Consider the following 18,204-nt stretch of genomic DNA (forward strand, 5'->3'; position numbering starts at 1 on the left):
GCGGCTCCGGGACCGGAAGGTGGAGTCAGCGCGCGCTGTGCGCGCGATCGCCCAGCGAGCGCAGGAATGCCCAGGCGTCGGAGACGATCTCGTCGAGATCGGTGTGCTCGGGCTGCCAGCCCAGTTCGGTGACGGCCTTGGCGCTGGAGGCGATCAGCACGGCCGGATCACCGGCGCGACGCGGTGCGTCTATCGAGCGGATCGGCAGGCCGGTCACCCGCTCGCAGGACGAGATCACCTCGCGCACCGAGAAACCGGTGCCGCTGCCCAGATTGAAGATGCGGTGCGTACCCGGCTGCGACTGCGCCAGCGCCCGCAGATGCGCCTGCGCCAGATCGCGAATGTGGATGTAGTCGCGCACCGCGGTGCCGTCCGGCGTCGGGTAGTCGGTGCCGAACACCGAGATCGACTCGCGCTGACCCAGCGCGGTCTGCAACACCAGGGGGATGAGATGGGTTTCCACCATGCGGTTCTCGCCGAGACCGGCGTACGCGCCGGCCACGTTGAAGTAGCGCAGGCTGGTCGCCGCCAGCCCGTGCGCCGCCGCGTACGAGGTGATGGCGTAGTCGATCGAGAGCTTCGAGGCGCCATAGGGATTGGTCGGCTGCTTGGCCGCGTCCTCGACGATCGGCACCTGTTCGGGCTCGCCGTAGACGGCCGCGGTCGAGGAGAACACCAGCCGCGGCGTGCCGGTCGCGCGGATCGCCTCGAGCAGCGTCAGCGTCTTGACCACATTGCCGTGCCAGTACTTCTCCGGCGCCACCACCGACTCGCCGACCAGCGACTGGGCCGCGAAATGCAGCACACCGTCGAAGGATTCGGCGGCCAGCAGTTCCACGCCCGCCGTCGCGATATCGCCCTCGACGAACTTGGCTCCGGCCGGCACTCCGTCGGCGTTGCCGGTGGACAGATCGTCGACCACCACGACCTCGTGGCCGTCCTCGAGCAGAACCTGTGCGCAGACGCCGCCGACGTACCCGGCGCCTCCGGTGACCAGAAGCTTCACGTATCAGACCAACTTCACCTGGACGGCATGCGCCATCTCGTCGGACAGTTCGAATCCATCGTGCCCGGGCACCACGATGATGACCGCGCCCGGCTTGGACTCCACGGTGACACGGGCGTCGGGGACCACACCCGCCTCGCGGAGCTGATTGATGGTCTCGGGGTCGGTCTGGATGTGCTCCGAGAGTCGGCGCACCACCACCGCGTGCGACTGTCCGACGGGCAGATCGCTCAGGCGCACCAGGCGCTCCTCGGCATTGAGGTTGGGCGCGATGCCCAGTTCGTCCAGGCCCGGGATCGGGTTGCCGTAGGGGGAGGTGGTGGGGTGGTTGAGCACCTCGACCAGGCGGCGCTCGACCTCCTCGCTCATCACGTGCTCCCAGCGGCAGGCCTCGGCGTGGACGTTCTCCCACTCCAGGCCGATGATGTCGACCAGCAACCGCTCGGCGAGCCGGTGCTTGCGCATCACCGCGACGGCCATGGCACGGCCCTTGTCGGTGAGTTCGAGGTGGCGATCTCCGGCAACGCTGAGCAGACCGTCACGCTCCATCCGCGCGACCGTCTGGCTCACCGTGGGTCCGCTCTGCTCGAGGCGCTCGGCGATGCGAGCGCGCAACGGCGTCACACCCTCCTCCTCGAGGTCGTAGATGGTACGGAGATACATCTCCGTGGTGTCGACCAGATCCTTCACCTGTTAAACCCCTTCGTCGGCACGAATTCTACCCATGCACGGCGGCTGCACCGGGCGACAGCTTATTTTGCGAACGCACAGTCAACACCCAGGACGGGCAGCGTGTTCCCTGCGTATTCGAGGCGGAGTCTGCCACCGCGGTACGACAGCGTTGCGGTGTCCAAAGCCTACGAACTCCGGCGACGCACTAGCGTGGCAGGTATGCCTGGCCGAGCTCGCGGTGACGGAACCGTTGTCTGGACCGATCGGTTCCTCGACTACACCTGGACGCCCGAGCACCCCATGCGGCCGGTCAGACTACAGTTCACGATGGCACTGGCCGAGGGGCTGGGGTTGCTGGACGGGGTGGAGCAGCTGACCCCGACCGCGGCGGGAGACTCCGAACTGCTGCGAGTTCACACCCACGACTACATCGAGGCGGTCAAGCACGCTCGGCAACCGTCTGGCCCGGTCCCGGCCGCGCCGCCCTACGGTCTCGGCTCGGCCGACAACCCGATCTTCCCGCAGATGCACGAGGCCGCCTCGGTGATCGTCGGCGGCACCCTGGCCGCCGCGCAGGAGATCGCGGCGGGCCGCACCCGGCGCGCGGTGAGCATCGGTGGTGGCATGCATCACGCCATGCCGGCCTCGGCTGCGGGGTTCTGTGTGTACAACGATGTGGCGGTGGCTATTTCGTGGTTGCTCGACAACGGGTTCGACCGCATCGCCTATATCGACGTGGACGTGCACCACGGTGACGGCGTGCAGCGGGTCTTCTACGGGGACCCGCGGGTGCTGACCGTCTCGATCCATCAGCATCCGGCGACGCTGTGGCCCAACACCGGCTGGCCGGAGGAGACCGGCGCGGGCGCGGCCGAGGGCACCGCGATCAACCTGCCGATCATGCCCGGCACCCGGGATCCGTTGTGGCTGCGCGGTTTCCACGCGGTGGTGCCCGGCGCGCTGGCCGCCTTCCGTCCGCAGATCGTGATCAGCCAGTGCGGTGTCGACACCCACCGCGAGGATCCGCTGGCCGACCTGGACCTCAGCATCGACGGGCAGCGCGCGGCCTTCCTGGCCATGCGCGAACTCGCGGACCAGTACGCGGAGGGCCGCTGGCTCGCGGTTGGCGGCGGCGGGTACGGACTGGTGCGCGTGGTGCCGCGCGCCTGGACTCATCTGCTGGCGATCGCCCTGGACCGCACCGTGGATCCGGCCACCGCGACTCCGCCGCAATGGCGTGAGCAGGTCGGGCGGTACGCGCCCATGGTCGCGGTCCCCGGCACCATGGGCGACGGCGCGGACATCGGGTTCGCCCGCTGGGACGGTCCCGGCGGCGGCCGCGACACCGGCGACGAGCGAGCCGACCGCGCGCGCCGGGCCCTGGACACATCCATATTGGCAACGCGCCGAGCCAGTTTCGGGCTGCTCGGCCTGGATCCGGAGGATCCTCGTGACTGACCCCGCCGCGCCCGCCTATCCGCCGCTGCCCGCCGATACGCCGGGCACCCCGGTGAATCCGCCTCCGCCGCCGGAACATTGGTTCGCCGACGTGCTGGCCTCCGACGGCGGCGTGGTCCGGTTGCGCCCGATCACCCCCGACGACGCGATCGCGCTGGAGCGCTTCCACACCGGGCTCTCGGACCGCACCCGCTATCTGCGCTACTTCGGGCCGTACCCGCGGATGACGCCGAAGGACCTCTACCGCACCACCCACGTCGATTACCGGGACCGGGTCGGCCTGGTCGTGGAGTTGAGCGAGGAGATCATCGCGGTCGGCCGCTATGAATTCCTCGCCGACCGCGAGGGGCCGCGCGCGGCCGAGGTGGCGTTCGTCGTCGCCGACGGACACCAGGGCCGCGGGCTGGGGTCGATCCTGCTCGAACACCTCGCGGGCGCGGCCGCCGAGAACCACATCGAGACCTTCGTGGCCGAGGTGCTGGCCGAGAACAACGCCATGGTCCAGGTCTTCCGGGACGCGGGCTATCAGGTGCAGCGCAGCCGCGACGGTTCGGTGCTGCACCTGGAGTTCGCCATCGACCCCTCCGAGGCCCTGCAATCGGTGCGGGACTCGCGCGAACGCGCCTCGGAGGCACGCAGCGTCGGAAACCTGTTGTCGCCCAGGTCGGTAGCGGTGATCGGCGCGACACCGTCGACCAGCCGGGTGGGCGGCGCGGTGCTGGCCAACCTGCTCTCGGGTGCGTATCAGGGGCCGGTGTTCCCGGTGAACCGCAATCGCACCGCGGTGCGGGGCGTGCGCGCCTACCCGACCGTGCGCGATATCCCCGACGAGGTGGACCTCGCGGTGATCGCGGTGCCCGCCGCCGAGATCGGCTCGGTGCTCGACGACTGCATGGCCAAGGGCGTGAAGGGCCTGGTGGTGCTGACCGCCGGATTCTCCGAGACCGGCCCGCGCGGCTACGAGGCCGAACGTGAACTCGTCGAGGCCGCCCGCGCACACGGCATGCGGGTGGTGGGGCCCAGCGCGCTCGGCATCGCCAACAGCGATCCGGCCATCGCCCTCAACGCGACGCTCGCGCCGGTGCTGCCCGGTCGCGGCCGGATCGGATTCTTCTGCCAGTCCGGGCCTTTGGGCGCGGCCATCCTCGGTGAGGCCGCCGCCCGCCAGCTGGGCCTGTCCACCTTCGTCTCCGCCGGTAACCGCGCCGACGTCTCCGGCAACGACCTGCTGCAGTACTGGGACACCGATCCGGCCACCGATGTGGTGCTGCTGTATCTGGAGACGTTCGGCAACCCGCGCAAGTTCTCTCGCATCGCCCGGCGGGTGGCGCACACGAAACCCATTGTGGCGGTGAACAGCGGCCGCAATGTGACCCGCATCGACGGTGACCGGGACCTGGACCGCTCGCTGGTGCGCAACCTGTTCGCGCAGGCCGGAATCATCCAGGTCGACTCCATCACCGAGCTTTTCGACTGCGCCATGCTGCTGGCCTATCAGCCACTGCCGGAGGGCCCGCGCCTGGCGGTGATCGGCAACAGTGCCGCGCTCAGTTGGCTGGCCGTCGACGCCGCGCGCGGTGAGGGACTCGATGTCGCCGAACCCGACGACCTCGGCCCGCAGGCCAGTCCGGCCGACTACCTGACGGCGGTCGCGGCGGCGGTCACCGACCCGAACGTCGACGCGGTCATCGTGATCTACTCCCCGCCCGTGCCCGCCGCGGTCGCCTCCTACGCGGAGGCGATCCGCTCCGGAGCCCAATCCGGCCCGGGCACACCGGTTCTCACCACCTTCGTCGCCGATCAGGGCATGTCCAATCTGCTCGCCACCCGCGGCCTGGGCGGCATCTTGGAGCGCGGATCCATTCCGTCCTACGGTGATCCGGAGCGGGCGGCCCGCGCCCTGGCCCGGGTGCGCCGCTACGCCGACTGGCGCACCCGCCCACTCTCTCCGGTGGCGCGCCCCGAGGGTGTCGACACCGCGCGGGCCCGAGAACTGGTGGCCGAGTGGATGTCCGACGAGGCCGGGCACTGGCTCACCGACCTACAGGCTGCGGAACTATTGGGCTGCTACGGAATTCCGGTGGTGGAGTTCCGCCAGGTCGAGGATGTCGACGCCGCGGTGGTCGCGGCCGAGGAGCTGGGTTATCCGGTCGCGGCCAAGGCGACCGGCGAGATGTGGCGCAACCGACCGGATCTCACCGGGGTGCGGCTGGATCTGTGGCGTGCGGACGCGGTGCGCCGCGCCTACACCGATCTGGCGGAGATCTCCGGCAATCCGGTGCACATCCAGCGCATGGCCATCAAGGGCGTGGGCTGCACCTTCCGGGTGCAGGACGACCCGTCGTTCGGCTCGGTGATCAGCTTCGGACTGTCGGGCACCATCATCGATCTGCTCGGTGACCGGGTGTACCGGGCGCTGCCGCTGACCGAGGCCGAGTCGGCCGAACTCATCGACGCGCCACGCGCCGCGCCGCTGCTGTCGGGCACGGTCGGTGGCCGCGATATCGGCAAGCCGGTGGACCGTGCCGCGCTCGCCGAGGTGGCGCAGCGCATCTCCGCGCTCTGCGACGATCTGCCGGAAGTGCGAGAGTTGCAGTGCGAGCCGGTGCTGGCCTCGCCGGAGGGCGCGGCCGTGCTCTATGCCCGGGTACGAATCGGGCCGGAACCCAATCGGTTCGATATCGGGCCGCGTCGAATGGGCTGAACCACAGCGCAACCAGTTGCCGACGTTCTTGGAGAGGTGATCGTAGTGCGGGAAGATCAGATCGAGACAGCCACCGCGCCGCTGCGCGACGATATCCGGTTCCTGGGCGGAATCCTCGGCGACACCATTCGCGACCACGAGGGCGCGGCGGTCTTCGACCTGATCGAGCAGGTCCGGGTGCAGGCGTTCAAGGTGCGGCGTTCCGAGGTGGATCGCAGCGCGGTCGCCGACATGCTCAGCGATGTCGACATACGCACCGCGATCCCGGTGATCCGCGCCTTCAGCCACTTCCTGCTGCTGTCCAACCTGTCGGAGGACCTGCAGCGTGATCGCCGCCGCGCGGTGCACATCACGGCGGGGGAGCCGCCCCAGGATTCCAGCCTGGAGGCCACCTACCGCAAGCTCGACGCCGCCGGACCCGACGGCGACACGGTGGCCGATCTGCTCACCGACGCCCTGGTCTCACCGGTCATCACCGCGCACCCCACGGAAACCCGGCGCCGCACCATCTTCGACGTGCAGAGCCGCATCACCGAGCTGATGCGTCAGCGGCAGCGCTACAACCGGCTGGAACCGGAGTTCGCCGAGATCGAGGTCGATATCCGCCGCCAGGTGCTGCAACTGTGGCGCGCGGCGCTGATCCGGTTGGCGCGCTTGCGGATTCAGGACGAGATCGAGGTCGGCCTGCGCTACTACGACCTGACCCTGTTCGACGTGATCCCGCGGATCAACGATCAGGTGCGGGCCGCGCTGCGCTCGCGCTTTCCCGAGCACGATCTGCTGCGCCGCCCGATCCTGCGGCCGGGCTCCTGGATCGGCGGCGACCGCGACGGCAATCCGTTCGTCACCGCCGACGTGGTGCATCGAGCCACCCATCGCGCGGGGGCGGTGGCCTTCGACCGGTATCTGAAATCGCTGCTGGAACTGGAGAAGACGCTCTCGCAGTCCGCGCGGCTGGTCCCGGTGACGCCCGCGCTGGCGGCGCTGGCCGACGCCGGATTCGACGATTCGCCGCAGCGGGCCGACGAACCGTATCGCCGTGCGCTGCGCGGTATTCGGGCCCGGCTCAGCGCCACCGCGTGCCGATCGCTGGGCGAGATCCCGGCCGACGGCATCGATGTCGGCGCGCTGCCGTACGACGGTGCCGAAGATCTGCTCGCCGATCTGACCGTGGTGGACGAATCCATGCGCGCCTCCGGCGACGGGCTGCTCGCCGATGATCAGCTCGCCTCGCTGCGAGCCGCCGTGCAGACCTTCGGTTTCCATCTCCAAGGCCTGGACATGCGGCAGAACTCCGAGACCCACGAGCAGGTGGTGGCCGAGCTGTTCGCCTGGGCCGGAGTGCATTCCGACTACGCCGCGCTCGACGAGGCACAGCGGGTCGAGCTGCTGGCCGCTGAGCTGACCACCCGCCGTCCGCTGGTGGGACCGACCGCGCAGCTCAGCGAGCTGGCCGCCAAGGAACTCGCGGTGGTGCGCGCCGCCAAGACCGCGCTCGACGATCTGGGCCCGGATACCGTGCCCAACTACATCATCAGCATGTGCACCTCGGTCAGTGACATGCTCGAGGCCGCGCTGCTGCTCAAGGAGGCCGGGATCCTCGATCCCGGTGACGCGCAGACGCCGCCGTCGAGCCCGGTGGGTGTGGTGCCGCTGTTCGAGACCATCGACGACCTCCGGAGCGGGGCCGAGATCCTTTCCGCCGCACTGGAAGTGCCCGCTTACCACCGCCTGGTCGCGGCGCGCGGCATGCAGCAGGAGGTCATGCTCGGCTACTCCGACTCCAACAAGGACGGCGGGTATCTGGCGGCCAACTGGGCGCTGTATCGCGCCGAGCTGAACCTGGTGGACACCGCGCGCAAGACCGGAATCCGCCTGCGGCTGTTCCACGGTCGCGGCGGCACCGTCGGTCGCGGTGGCGGCCGCAGTTACGACGCCATCCTGGCCCAGCCCGCCGGCGCGGTGCGCGGTTCGCTGCGCCTGACCGAGCAGGGTGAGGTCATCTCCACCAAGTACGCGGACTCCGGCACCGCGTTCCGCAATCTGGAAGCCCTGGTCGCGGGCACCCTGGAATCCACCCTGCTGGATGTGGAGGGTCTGGGCGAGGACGCCGAACCCGCCTACGAAATCCTCGACGAGCTGGCGGAACTGGCGCGTCAGGCGTATGCGCGCCTGGTCCACGAAACCCCCGGATTCGTCGAGTACTTCCGCGCCTCCACCCCCATCGCGGAGGTCGCCGACCTGAATCTGGGCAGCCGTCCCGCCTCGCGCAAACCCACCAACTCCGTCTACGACCTGCGGGCCATCCCGTGGGTGATGGCGTGGAGCCAGTCGCGGGTGATGCTGCCCGGCTGGTACGGCACCGGCACCGCCTTCGAGCAGTGGATCGGCGACGACCCGGCCCGCCTGGCCACCTTGGCCGATCTGTACCGCCGCTGGCCCTTCTTCCAGACGGTGCTGTCCAACCTGGCCCAGGTGATGGCCAAGGCCGATATGGACATCGCCCGGCGTTACGCCGACCTGGTGCCCGATGAGACGTTGCGCGACACCGTCTTCGGGATGATCTGCGACGAGTTCACCCGCACCACCCGCATGCACGCCGCCATCACCGGCACCACCGAACTGCTCGCCGACAACCCCGCCCTGGCCGAATCCATTCACAACCGCTTCCCCTACCTGGAACCGCTCAACCAGCTCCAGGTCGAACTGCTACGCCGCCGCCGCGCCGGAGACACCTCCGAACTGGTCGAACGCGGCATCCTGCTGACGATGAACGGCCTGGCCACCGCCCTGCGCAACTCGGGCTAGGTCCGCGCAGGGCCCAGAGGGCCGCGAATGTTCCTCGAGAGGGCGACATTTCGGCATCGCTTCGCCCGCGATTCGCGGGAATGCTGAAAGTCGGTGCTGCGGTACGACGCGGAACCGGGTGCGGCGCACCGCTACCCGGTCACCATTCGTACAACCAGCCCCGGATGTCGTCAGGCGACCTCGCGCCCGCCTGATCGCACAGGTGATTGGCGTCGCGGAGGGGGCGACGCCACTCATCACCGGCTCTCGCGGCCCGGAGGGTCTCGGCGCTTCCGGCCAGCGCGCGAGCCGCCCAGATCTGGTCGCCCAGCGCGAGGAACATGGTGTACGAGTGCTCGAACTCCCGGACCGAATCGTCGAACCGGCCCTGTCGCCGGTACAGAATCCCGAGACCGCGGTGCACCCTCGCCTGCCCGGGCCGGTCGCCGATGTCGGTGAAGATGGTCAGAGCGGTGTCGTGGTTGGTCATGGCGTCGTCGAACCTGCCGAGCGCGGTATCGACCTCGCCGAGGCTGGCGTGGGTGCGAGCCTGCCAGCGTCGGTCGTTCAGCTCGTGGAACTGCGTCAGGGCCCGCCGCAGCGGGTCGACGGCCGCGTCGAGATCGCCCGCGCAGCGGTGGGCGTCACCGAGATTGCGCAGTGTGACCGCGACCCCGCGAGCGTCGTCGAGGGATTCGGAGATTCCCAGTGCCGCGGTGAGGAATTCGACCGCGGTCGCCCCGCGGCGGGTATTGCGGCACACGATCCCCAGATGCCGCAGCGCCTGTGCCTCCCAGCGTCGGTCCCCGAGCCCGCGCAGGGTTTGCAGAGCGTCCTCGAAGAGCGCCTCGGCGACGTCGAAGTGGCAACGATCGCGCCACACGATGCCGCGAAAGACCTTGGCGCGCGCCGATTCCCGGCGGTCGGCGGCTTGGGCGTAGAGCTCGATGGCCCGGTCCAGGCACCGGATCGAATCCTCCCAGCGGCTCAGTCCGCGATAGATATCGCCCATGCCGCTCAGGGCCCCCGCCACCATCGGTTGATTGCCGGCCCGCTCGAACATGTCCAGCGCGATGGCGAGATGGTCGATGCCCTCGCTCAGCCGCCCGGTGTAGCGGAAGGTGTCGGCGAGCGCGCGATGGATGACCGCCTTGTGGAATTCGTCGCCGAGCTTGTCGAAGAGGTCGGCGCTGTAGCGCAGCTGCCGAATCGATTCGGTGAAGCGTCCCTGTTCCCGGCGCATCACGCCGAAGGTGCAGCGCAGCCGGGCTTCCCGGGCGCGGTCGCCACCCGCGCGGGCGGCATCGAGCTGGCGTTCCATGGTGCGTTCCCAGTCGGCCCAGCCCGCGTGCCAGTGCCGCAGATCCCCGAGTTGTTCGGCCAGCACCCAGGCCTGCTGCCACAGGTCGGCATCGTGGGCGATGGTGACCGCGCCGACCAGTCCCGGCCATTCGGCCCGGAACCAGGCGCGCGGATCGGTCGCGATGACGTCGTGCACGGCCTTGAGCGTCGCCGGTGGCGCGTCGAGCCGGTGCGGTGTGGCGGGGTCGTCGCGGCACTGGACCCGCGCGCACATGGCGACGTACTCGGTGAGCAGCCGCCGCGCGGCCGATTTGCGTTGCGCCGCATCCTCTTCCATGCCGAGTTGCTCGCGCGCGTACAGGTGCAGCAGGTCGTGGAAGCGGTAGCGGCCGGTGCGGTAGCGCTCGGGCGCGGTCTCCAGCAGCTCGGCGTCCACCAGTTCCTCGACCAGTGTCTCGGCGGCGGCGACCGGGATCTCGGCGAGGATGGCCAGCGCCCAGGCCGGGAAGTCGGTGTTCTCGAGGATGCCGAGCAGCCGGAAGGCGCGGCGCACCGGGGGATCACAACCCTGGTAGCTGATGCCGAACGAGGCTCGCACGGCGCGTTCACCGTCTTGGAGCACGTCCAGCCGGGCGCGTTCGTCGCGGAGCCGTTCGGCGAAGGAGGCCAGCGACAGCGCGGGCCGCGCGTCGAGGCGCGCACCCGCGATCCGGAGCGCCAGCGGCAATTGTCCACACAGTCGGACGATTTCGTCGGCTGCCTCCGGCTCGGCGGTGATGCGTGCGGCGCCGATGATGGCGGCCAGCAGTGCCCGGCCCTGGTCCGCGGTCATGATCCGCAGCGACAGGTGCCGGGCCCCGTCGATGCGCAGCAGTCGCCTCCGGCTGGTGATGAGCACCGCACACTCGGCGTTGCCGGGGATCAGCGGCAGCACCTGGTCCTCGTCGTGGGCGTTGTCGAGGACCAGCAGCACGCGCCGCTCGGACAGGGCGGTCCGGAAGGTGCGGGCGCGGTCGGCGAGGGTGTCGGGTACCGGTGCGGTCCAGCCGAGGTCGTTGAGGAAGCTGGCGATGACGTCGGTCCGGTCGGCCCGCTGCGCCTGGGTACCACGGAGATTCACATAGAGCTGTCCATCGGGGAACGCGGTGCGCATCCGGTGGGCGACATGGGTCGCGAGCACGGTCTTGCCCACCCCGGCGGGGCCGTGGATGGCGACCACCCGGACTCCGGCGTCGGAAGGAGCACCTAGCAGACTGACCAGCCTGTCCACTTCGTCGTCCCGCCCGGTGAAATCGGTGATGTCGCGGGGCAATTGGCGCAGCGGTGAGGCCGATTCGGACGGCCGGGATTCGACGGCGAGCAGCTCCTCGACCCTGACCTCGACCTCAGGCCCGGCCAGCCGCAACGCCTCGTCGAGCATGGATTGGTTCGCCGGGCGCGGGGAAGTGGTCCCCGACTCCCATTTCGAGACCAGGCGGGGACTGACGCCGAGATGGTCGGCGAACTGACGCACGCTCATGCGCAGGGCTGCTCGCAGGGCCCTGATCTCGAGCCCGGACCAGCGTTGCACTGCCACGAAAACCATCATGGCGCAGCGGCTTCCGGCACGACAGGGATACGGGCGTGCCCACATCCGGGTTCACGAGTGCTCGAAAGTCGCTGCGCCACAGTGTCACGATCAGTTGCAGATCGAGGAGACGATGTAGGAGTCGGAGTACTGCCGGGCGGCGTTCTCGGCGGAGCCGCGGTTGGGGCCGTAGCCGCCGGTGTAGAGACCCGCGCTCCAGGAGTTGGCCACCGCGCCGCAGCCGGTGAAGGAGGTCAGGACTTTGCAGTCGCCCCAGCCGCATTGGCCGAGGGCGGCGTTCTCGGCGGCGTACTTGTCGTTGTAGTCCCAGGCATTGCCGATGTTGCCACCGGAGGAGACCGCGATCGCACCCCAGCCGACGTCGGCGCGGGCGGTGGGGGCGGTGGCGGCGGCCGTGGTGCCGAGCAGGGCGGTCAGGGCGGTGCCGACGGCGAGGGCAGTGATGATCTTGCGCATTGGATTTCCTCGTCAGGTACGAGAGGTGAACTCCGAATCGGAGTGCTTCCACGGTAGGGAGGGCGCGAGATCGGACTCCACGTGTCGATGCGAAAAACGCGGACAAGTGCCAGGTCTCAGCACTGCCCAGACTTTCCGGTGCGGAAATTTCGACCTTGGTGGCGGCCGGTGGCGAACGTCGATTGACAGCGGAAGCCCCGCGGATTTACCGTCTGAGACAGGGGGTGATCGCGAGGTGGTACTCATGTTGTCCCGTCTGACACATGCGCCGGTCGAGCTGGTGCACACCGTGACCGAGGCCGGAATCCGTGACGAGCATGCGCTGTTCGTCGGGGCACCGGCGGAGACGTTGTGGGACATGGTCTCCGACATCACCGGGGCGGCGCGCTGGAGTCCGGAGAACACCGGCGCGCGGTGGCTGGCACGTTCCGGACCGCCGGTGGTGGGAGCGTGGTTTCTCGGATTCAATCGGATCGGGCCGGTGCGGTGGGTGACTCCGTGTGAGGTGACCGTGGTGGAGCCGTTGCGGCACTTCGAGTTCCGGGTGCATCTGATCGGCACCAGGTGGGGCTATCTGTTGCGACCGGTCGAGGGTGGCACCGTGGTCACCGAATATCGGCTGTGGGCGCACGATTCCACGCTGCTGAAGATGTTGCGCTGGTCGGGTCCGTTCGGCAGGCCACGGGACAATCTCGCGCTCGACGGGCTGTATCGCTCGGTGTACCGGCTCAAGGCGCTCGCCGAGGCGGCGCAACCGGGTCCGGGGCTGAGTCGGTGACGATCGTGTTCGGGCACAACGTGATTCGGCCCACACCCTAGTGTGCGCGGGCCGAATCACGGTTGGTGATCAGGACTGACTGACCGTCTCCTTCGGTGCGGCGGGCGCGCCCCCGGCGGGCGGTCCCAGCTGCCGCAGCGGCACCTCGACGATGAACAGCGCCGCGACCAGTCCGAGTGCGCACAGCACCGCGGCCCAGGTGAAGATGCTGTTGATCCCCGACGCCACCCCGTGCAGGTACGCGTCGCGCACCACGGTGGGCAGGTTGCTCAGCATGGTCGGATCCAGGTGTCCGCCATGCGTTTCGGCGGGTCCGCCCGCTCCGGCCAGCGCGCCGGTGATCTGCCGGTTGAACAGTGCGCCGAACAGTGCCACACCGAACGAGCCGCCCAGTGTCCGGAACAGGGTCGAGACGCCCGAGGCGGCGCCGATGTCCTTCATCTGCACGCTGTTCTGTGCGATGAGCACGGTCATCTGCATCAGGAAGCCCATGCCCGCGCCGAGCAGCGCCATGTAGATGCTCGACTCCAGACGGCTGGTGCCGGTGCCCACGGTGGCCAGCGCGATGCTGCCTGCGGTGAGCAGCACGCCGCCCAGGATCGGGAAAACCTTGTACCTACCGGTTTTGCTCATCACCCGGCCCGCGATCTGCGAGACCACGATGATCGGCACCATCATCGGCAGCAGCAGCAGCCCCGAGTTGGAGGCCGACGCGCCCTGCACGGTCTGCTGGAACAGCGGCAGGAAGCTGACCGCGCCGAACATGGCCACACCGACCATGACCGACAGCACCGAGGTGAGGGTGAAGTTGCGGTTGGCGAACAGGCTCAGCGGGATGATCGGTTCCGCGGCGCGGGTCTGCGACCACAGGAACGCGGGCAGGCCGAGGACGGCGATCGCGATCGTGATGATGACCTGCGGTGAGCCCCAAGCGTATTGGGTGCCGCCCCAGGTGGCGACGAGCACGATGGCCGAGATGGTGACGGTCAGCAGGGCCGCGCCCAGGTAGTCGATCTTGGCGTTGGGTCGCTTCGCGGTCAGGTGCAGGGTGAGCTGGCACCACACCAGTGCGATCAGGCCGATCGGCAGGTTGAGGTAGAACGCCCAGCGCCAGCCGAAGTGGTCGGTCACCAGTCCGCCGACCAGCGGGCCGCCGATGGTGGCCAGTGCCATCACCGAGGCGGTCATGCCCATGTACTTGGCGCGTTCGCGGGGCGGGATGAGCTCGCCGATGATGGCGAACGCGCCCGCGGCCAGGCCGCCCGCGCCGATGCCCTGCAGCACTCGGAATCCGATGAGCTGGTCCATGTTCTGGGCCGCGCCGGACAGTCCGGAGCCGATCAGGAAGATGACGATCGAGGTGAGGAAGTTGGGTTTGCGGCCGAACAGGTCGCCGAGTTTGGCCCAGATCGGGGTGGATGCGGCGGTGGCCAGGGTGTAGGCGGAGACCACCCAGGACAGGCGGTCGAGACCGCCGAGTTCGCCGACGATGGTCGGCATGGCGGTACCGATGATCATGTTGTCGAGCATGCCGAGCAGCATGGCCAGCATTACGCCGAGCAGGATCCAGCGCACATTGCGAGGTGCGCTGATGGGTGCGGTGGTCGCGGTCATGACGGCCCTCCTTTCGTCGGAAGTTTCTGGTTCGGAGGCCGGTCGGCCTCTGGTATCTCCAGAAAACCATAACGACTTAAGAAATTCAACCGATCAGAAAATTGTATGACTAAGGACATGGCGGTACGGTGTGATCATGAGCGGACTACGCGAGCGGAAGAAGGCCCAGACCCGCCAGGCCCTGGCCGACGCGGCCCTGCGGCTGTTCCTGGACCGCGGCTACGACGCGGTGAGTGTCAAAGAGGTCGCCGAGGCCGCCGACGTGTCGGTGCCCACCCTGTTCGCGCACTTCCCCGACGGGAAGGAGTCGCTGGTCTTCGACATGGACTCGGACCGCGAGGAGGCGCTCGTCGCCGCGGTGCGCGACCGGGAACCGGGCACCAGCGTCCTGGCGGGCATTCGCGCGGCCTTCCAGAATCGGCCGCGGCCCGGCGACACCACGGAGATGCAGCAGTTCGCGCGCCTGATCGACTCGACGCCCGCACTCTCGAGCTACTTCCGCAGGATGTGGCTGCGCCACGAGGACGCCCTGGCCGGAGCCATCGCCGCCGACCTGGGCCGCGATCCCGGCGATGTCGCGATTCAAGCGCTGGCGCACTTCGTGTTCGGCGCGCTCGAGGTCGCCCGCCGCGGTGACAACCCGGCGGACGACCTTGGACGCATCTTCGATCTGCTGGAACAGGGCTGGGCGCAGGCGCTTACGCCGTGAAGTCGGCGGCGTGGTCGCGCGCCCACTCGGCGTAACCGCGCGGCGCGCGACCCAGTACCCGCTCGATATCCCCGGTGACGATCCGATTGCCGCCACCGCGGATGTACGCCTGCCCGCCGAGCGCACGCTCCGCGAACTCCGCCGACATGCCCCGCGCCAGCAGCGCTTCCCGCGCCTGTTCGAGGGAGATGTCGGTGACGTCGAACTCCCGGCCCAGTGCCGCGCCGAGCGCCGCCGCCTGATCGTGGGTGGTGAGGACCTCGGGCCCGGTGAGCGTATAGGTCTGTCCCGCATGCTCGTCCGACACCAGCGCCGCCACCGCGACCTCGGCGACATCGCGCGGATCCACCACGCCCTGTCCGCCGTCCCCGGTCATGTTCGGAATCGGCTGTCCCGCCTGGATGATCGGAGCCCAGCTCAGCGTATTGCTCGCGAAACTGCTGGGCCGCAGGATCGTCCACACCGCGTCGCTGTCGCGGATCGCCTGCTCACCCGGCATGTGCCAGGTGCTGAACGTCCCGAGCGCGGCATCGCCGGTGCCGATGGCCGACAGCTTCACCAGCCGCCGCACGCCCGCCGCCCGCGCGGTCTCGATGAGGCGCGGATCCTCCGTGGTGTCGTCCTGGCCCAGCTGCCCGACCAGGAACGCGGCCTCGGCCCCCTCGAACGCGGCGGCCAGTGTCGTCATGTCCCCGTAGTCGCCGCGCACCACCTCCACGCCGTCGGGCACCCGTGCCTGCTCCGGATCTCGGCTCACGGCACGGACTTTCACACCCCGTGCCGCCAACTGCCGGACGATTTCACTGCCGATGGTGCCCGTGGCACCCGTGATCACGATCATGCCTTCGACCCTGCCGCCCCGACCCCACCCGGCTATAGGAAAAACCGGCACACCCGTACCGCCCCCGAACTGCCTAGAGTTGATTCGGTGACCACCGCGCAAATCCGAGCCGCCGTCGTGACCGCCGATGACCTCGAACACCGTCTGACCACCCCGGAGTCCCTGCGCCCCTGGATCACCGACATCGCCCGCATCCCGCAGGTGCGCGCGCTGAGCGCCCCCTTCACCCACGTCCCGCAGGCGGTCACCACGCTGGTGTTGCGCACCGAGGCATCCGGTCGCCGCGACGCCCTAGTCGTCGGTCCCCGCACCCGCGCCACCTACGCGTCCGCGAACAAGCCCGCAGGTTGCCTGCGCCTGCGCCTGGCCCCCGGCACCACCCATTCGCTGCTCGGCGTCTCGGCTGCCGACCTGACCGATCGCGTCGCCCTGCTCGCCGACCTGCCCGGCCCCGCGTCCGCCCTGGCCGACACGCTCGCCGAAATCCCCCTCGAAGACGTCCTGCCCTACCTGGAATCGGTGCTCCCGCAGCACTTCTCCGAATCCGGCACCGATCGCGACCACCGCCGCATCCTCGACTCGGCCGTCGCCGCCCTCGACCGTGACCCCGCCCCGATCAACAACCTCGCCGCCACCCTCGCGGTGAGCGAACGCCAACTCCGCAACCTGTTCACCACCGGAATAGGCGTCTCCCCCAAGCACTACGCCCGCATCACCCGCCTGCGTCACGTCCTCGCCGCCGCGGGCAACACCCCCTGGTCCCACCTCGCCTCCGACACCGGCTACTACGACCAATCCCACCTGGTCGCCGACTTCCGCTCGGTCATGGGCGTCACCCCCGCCCGCTACTTCAAGGGCAGCGTCCCCGCCCCGACTCCCTGCCAATCCCTCACGAAACTGCCGCGCTGAGAACGCGTGCGGTGTAAGTCACACTCGGGAACTGTCACAGATCGGGGGCGGGCAGAGTCTTTGGGTCCGAATCGTTTTCGAGGAGGACATGATGAACGTCGCGTTGTGGATCTGTGCGGGAGTGCTGGCGGCCGTGGCCCTGGTCGGTGGGCTCACCAAAACCTTCGTGCCGCGGGCGAAGCTGGCCGCGACGCCGGGCGGCGCGTGGACCGGGCATGTCGACGCCCGGGCGATCAAGGGGCTCGGGGTGCTGGAGATATTCGCCGCGGTGGGGCTGATTCTGCCCGCGGTGCTGAATATCGCGCCGGTGATGGTTCCGATCACCGCTGTGTGCTGGGTGCTGCTGATGGTGGGGGCGATGACCACGCATCTGCGGCTGGGGGAGCGAATGGCGGTGGCGGCCAACGTGATCTACCTGGCGGTCGCGGTGTTCGTGGCCTGGGGAGGGTTCGCGCACCAGGCGTTCGGGGCTTGACGGGCGAACCGGTCAGTGCCCGGCGAGCAGGGTGCGGATGGTGGCCGCGTAGGCGCGCGGGTGGGTCATGCTGCCGTTGTGGCCGCCCGCGAATTCGGTGACCGCGGTGCTGCGCAGGGCGGCCAGTTCGACGGCGCAGCGGCGGTCGAAAACCATTGGGGGAGTGATTCGTCCGACCGCCGGGATGATGCGGGTCGGGGCCGCGACGAGGCGGGGGATGTTCAGGTCGTCTTCGCGGACGGCGGTGAAATCGTGGGCCAGGAAGTAGGCGAAGTTGGCGGCTCGCTGATCGTCGAAACCGGGTAGGTGGACGTCGGGTTCGACCTCCTGGTCGGCGGGGTTGATGCCGAGGGTGCGGGCCATGGGGGCCAGGGCCGCGCGCCAACCGTCGGTGTGGAACACCCCTTGGCAGTGTTCGAGTTCCCGGAGATGCGGTGTGCGTTCGGCTTCGGGCAGTAGCCAGGGGGCCACCGGTTCGTGGGCGATCAGGGTCGCGAGTTGCTCGGGATGGTCGACGGTGAGATGCAGGCCGATCGAAGCACCCATGCTGCAGCCGAGCATATGGGCGGGTTCGTCGGTGACGGCGGTGAGCAGGCGGTGGGCGTCGTCGGCGTGAACGGCCATCGTGACCGCACGGGAGTCGTGAATCACGCTGCGGGACAGGCCCCGTCGGTCGTAGGTGACGACGGTGAAGCTGTCCTCGAGTTGCCGGACCAGGTCATCGGTGCGGCGTGCGTCGCCTTCCCCGCTCTGCGAGATCAGCAGGGTCGGTCCGTTGCCGCGGATTTCGTAGTAGAGCTCCGCGCCCGGAACGGTCAGGGTGGCGGTGTCGATCGTGGTCATGCCACCACCGTAATCCATCAATCCTGATACATCAATAGTGATGTATCAGGATTGATGTAATC

The 18,204-nt window shown here is 69.1% G+C and carries 14 protein-coding genes; 7 read left to right on the forward strand and 7 right to left on the reverse strand.

Annotated features, from left to right (window positions below; genetic code table 11):
• Positions 1-25: 25 nt before the first annotated feature.
• Together galE and OG300_RS04540 are read right to left on the reverse strand one after the other, a co-directional pair.
• Positions 26-1,006 (reverse strand): UDP-glucose 4-epimerase GalE, encoded by a 981-nt coding sequence (gene galE, locus OG300_RS04535; RefSeq protein ID WP_405492435.1) that lies wholly within the window; start codon positions 1,004-1,006, stop codon positions 26-28.
• A gap of 3 nt (positions 1,007-1,009) precedes the next feature.
• Complete coding sequence (locus OG300_RS04540) at positions 1,010-1,696, reverse strand: iron dependent repressor, metal binding and dimerization domain protein (protein ID WP_405492437.1); 687 nt, start codon at positions 1,694-1,696, stop codon at positions 1,010-1,012.
• 201 nt (positions 1,697-1,897) lie between these two features.
• Between OG300_RS04540 and OG300_RS04545 the strand changes: the two genes are divergently transcribed.
• Genes OG300_RS04545 through ppc form a run of 3 tightly spaced genes read left to right on the forward strand, consistent with a single transcriptional unit; the run spans position 1,898 to position 8,648 of the window.
• Positions 1,898-3,136: an acetoin utilization protein AcuC gene (locus tag OG300_RS04545; RefSeq protein ID WP_405492439.1), complete on the forward strand. Its 1,239-nt coding sequence runs from the start codon at positions 1,898-1,900 to the stop codon at positions 3,134-3,136.
• On the forward strand, positions 3,129-5,840 hold the full coding sequence (locus OG300_RS04550; RefSeq protein ID WP_405492441.1) for a GNAT family N-acetyltransferase: 2,712 nt from the start codon (positions 3,129-3,131) through the stop codon (positions 5,838-5,840). Before OG300_RS04545 ends, OG300_RS04550 begins: the two co-directional genes overlap by 8 nt.
• Before the next feature lie 45 nt (positions 5,841-5,885).
• Positions 5,886-8,648, forward strand: coding sequence for a phosphoenolpyruvate carboxylase (gene ppc, locus OG300_RS04555; RefSeq protein ID WP_405492443.1), 2,763 nt, complete (start codon positions 5,886-5,888; stop codon positions 8,646-8,648).
• Between the two features lie 139 nt (positions 8,649-8,787).
• Here the strand turns inward: ppc and OG300_RS04560 are convergent, their stop codons facing one another.
• Both OG300_RS04560 and OG300_RS04565 read right to left on the reverse strand, forming a co-directional pair.
• Positions 8,788-11,505, reverse strand: a complete 2,718-nt coding sequence (locus tag OG300_RS04560; RefSeq protein ID WP_405492445.1) for an ATP-binding protein — start codon at positions 11,503-11,505, stop codon at positions 8,788-8,790.
• Between the two features lie 102 nt (positions 11,506-11,607).
• Positions 11,608-11,973, reverse strand: a complete 366-nt coding sequence (locus OG300_RS04565; protein WP_405492447.1) for a DUF4189 domain-containing protein — start codon at positions 11,971-11,973, stop codon at positions 11,608-11,610.
• 244 nt (positions 11,974-12,217) lie between these two features.
• Here OG300_RS04565 and OG300_RS04570 point away from each other — a divergent pair, with 244 nt between their 5' ends.
• The gene (locus OG300_RS04570; RefSeq protein WP_405492449.1) at positions 12,218-12,751 is read left to right on the forward strand and encodes an SRPBCC family protein; all 534 of its coding nucleotides are present in this window, start codon (positions 12,218-12,220) and stop codon (positions 12,749-12,751) included.
• A gap of 69 nt (positions 12,752-12,820) precedes the next feature.
• On the opposite strand, the gene OG300_RS04575 is transcribed toward OG300_RS04570, so the two are convergent.
• The gene (locus OG300_RS04575) at positions 12,821-14,365 is read right to left on the reverse strand and encodes an MDR family MFS transporter (protein WP_405492451.1); all 1,545 of its coding nucleotides are present in this window, start codon (positions 14,363-14,365) and stop codon (positions 12,821-12,823) included.
• 136 nt (positions 14,366-14,501) lie between these two features.
• Between OG300_RS04575 and OG300_RS04580 the strand changes: the two genes are divergently transcribed.
• Positions 14,502-15,074, forward strand: coding sequence for a TetR/AcrR family transcriptional regulator (locus OG300_RS04580; protein WP_405492453.1), 573 nt, complete (start codon positions 14,502-14,504; stop codon positions 15,072-15,074).
• Here OG300_RS04580 and OG300_RS04585 read toward each other — a convergent pair.
• Positions 15,064-15,915 carry an NAD(P)H-binding protein gene (locus tag OG300_RS04585; RefSeq protein ID WP_405492455.1) on the reverse strand — a complete coding sequence of 284 codons (852 nt, stop codon included), beginning with the start codon at positions 15,913-15,915 and terminating at the stop codon, positions 15,064-15,066. The genes OG300_RS04580 and OG300_RS04585 overlap by 11 nt on opposite strands.
• A gap of 87 nt (positions 15,916-16,002) precedes the next feature.
• Here OG300_RS04585 and OG300_RS04590 point away from each other — a divergent pair, with 87 nt between their 5' ends.
• Both OG300_RS04590 and OG300_RS04595 read left to right on the forward strand, forming a co-directional pair.
• Positions 16,003-16,824: a helix-turn-helix domain-containing protein gene (locus OG300_RS04590; protein ID WP_405492457.1), complete on the forward strand. Its 822-nt coding sequence runs from the start codon at positions 16,003-16,005 to the stop codon at positions 16,822-16,824.
• A 91-nt stretch (positions 16,825-16,915) separates the two neighbouring features.
• Positions 16,916-17,299 (forward strand): DoxX family protein, encoded by a 384-nt coding sequence (locus OG300_RS04595; RefSeq protein WP_405492459.1) that lies wholly within the window; start codon positions 16,916-16,918, stop codon positions 17,297-17,299.
• A 12-nt stretch (positions 17,300-17,311) separates the two neighbouring features.
• Here OG300_RS04595 and OG300_RS04600 read toward each other — a convergent pair whose 3' ends face one another.
• Positions 17,312-18,142, reverse strand: a complete 831-nt coding sequence (locus OG300_RS04600) for an alpha/beta fold hydrolase (RefSeq protein WP_405492461.1) — start codon at positions 18,140-18,142, stop codon at positions 17,312-17,314.
• Positions 18,143-18,204: the final 62 nt, after the last annotated feature.

The sequence above is a fragment of the Nocardia sp. NBC_00511 genome (assembly GCF_045161165.1).
Lineage (GTDB): Bacteria > Actinomycetota > Actinomycetes > Mycobacteriales > Mycobacteriaceae > Nocardia.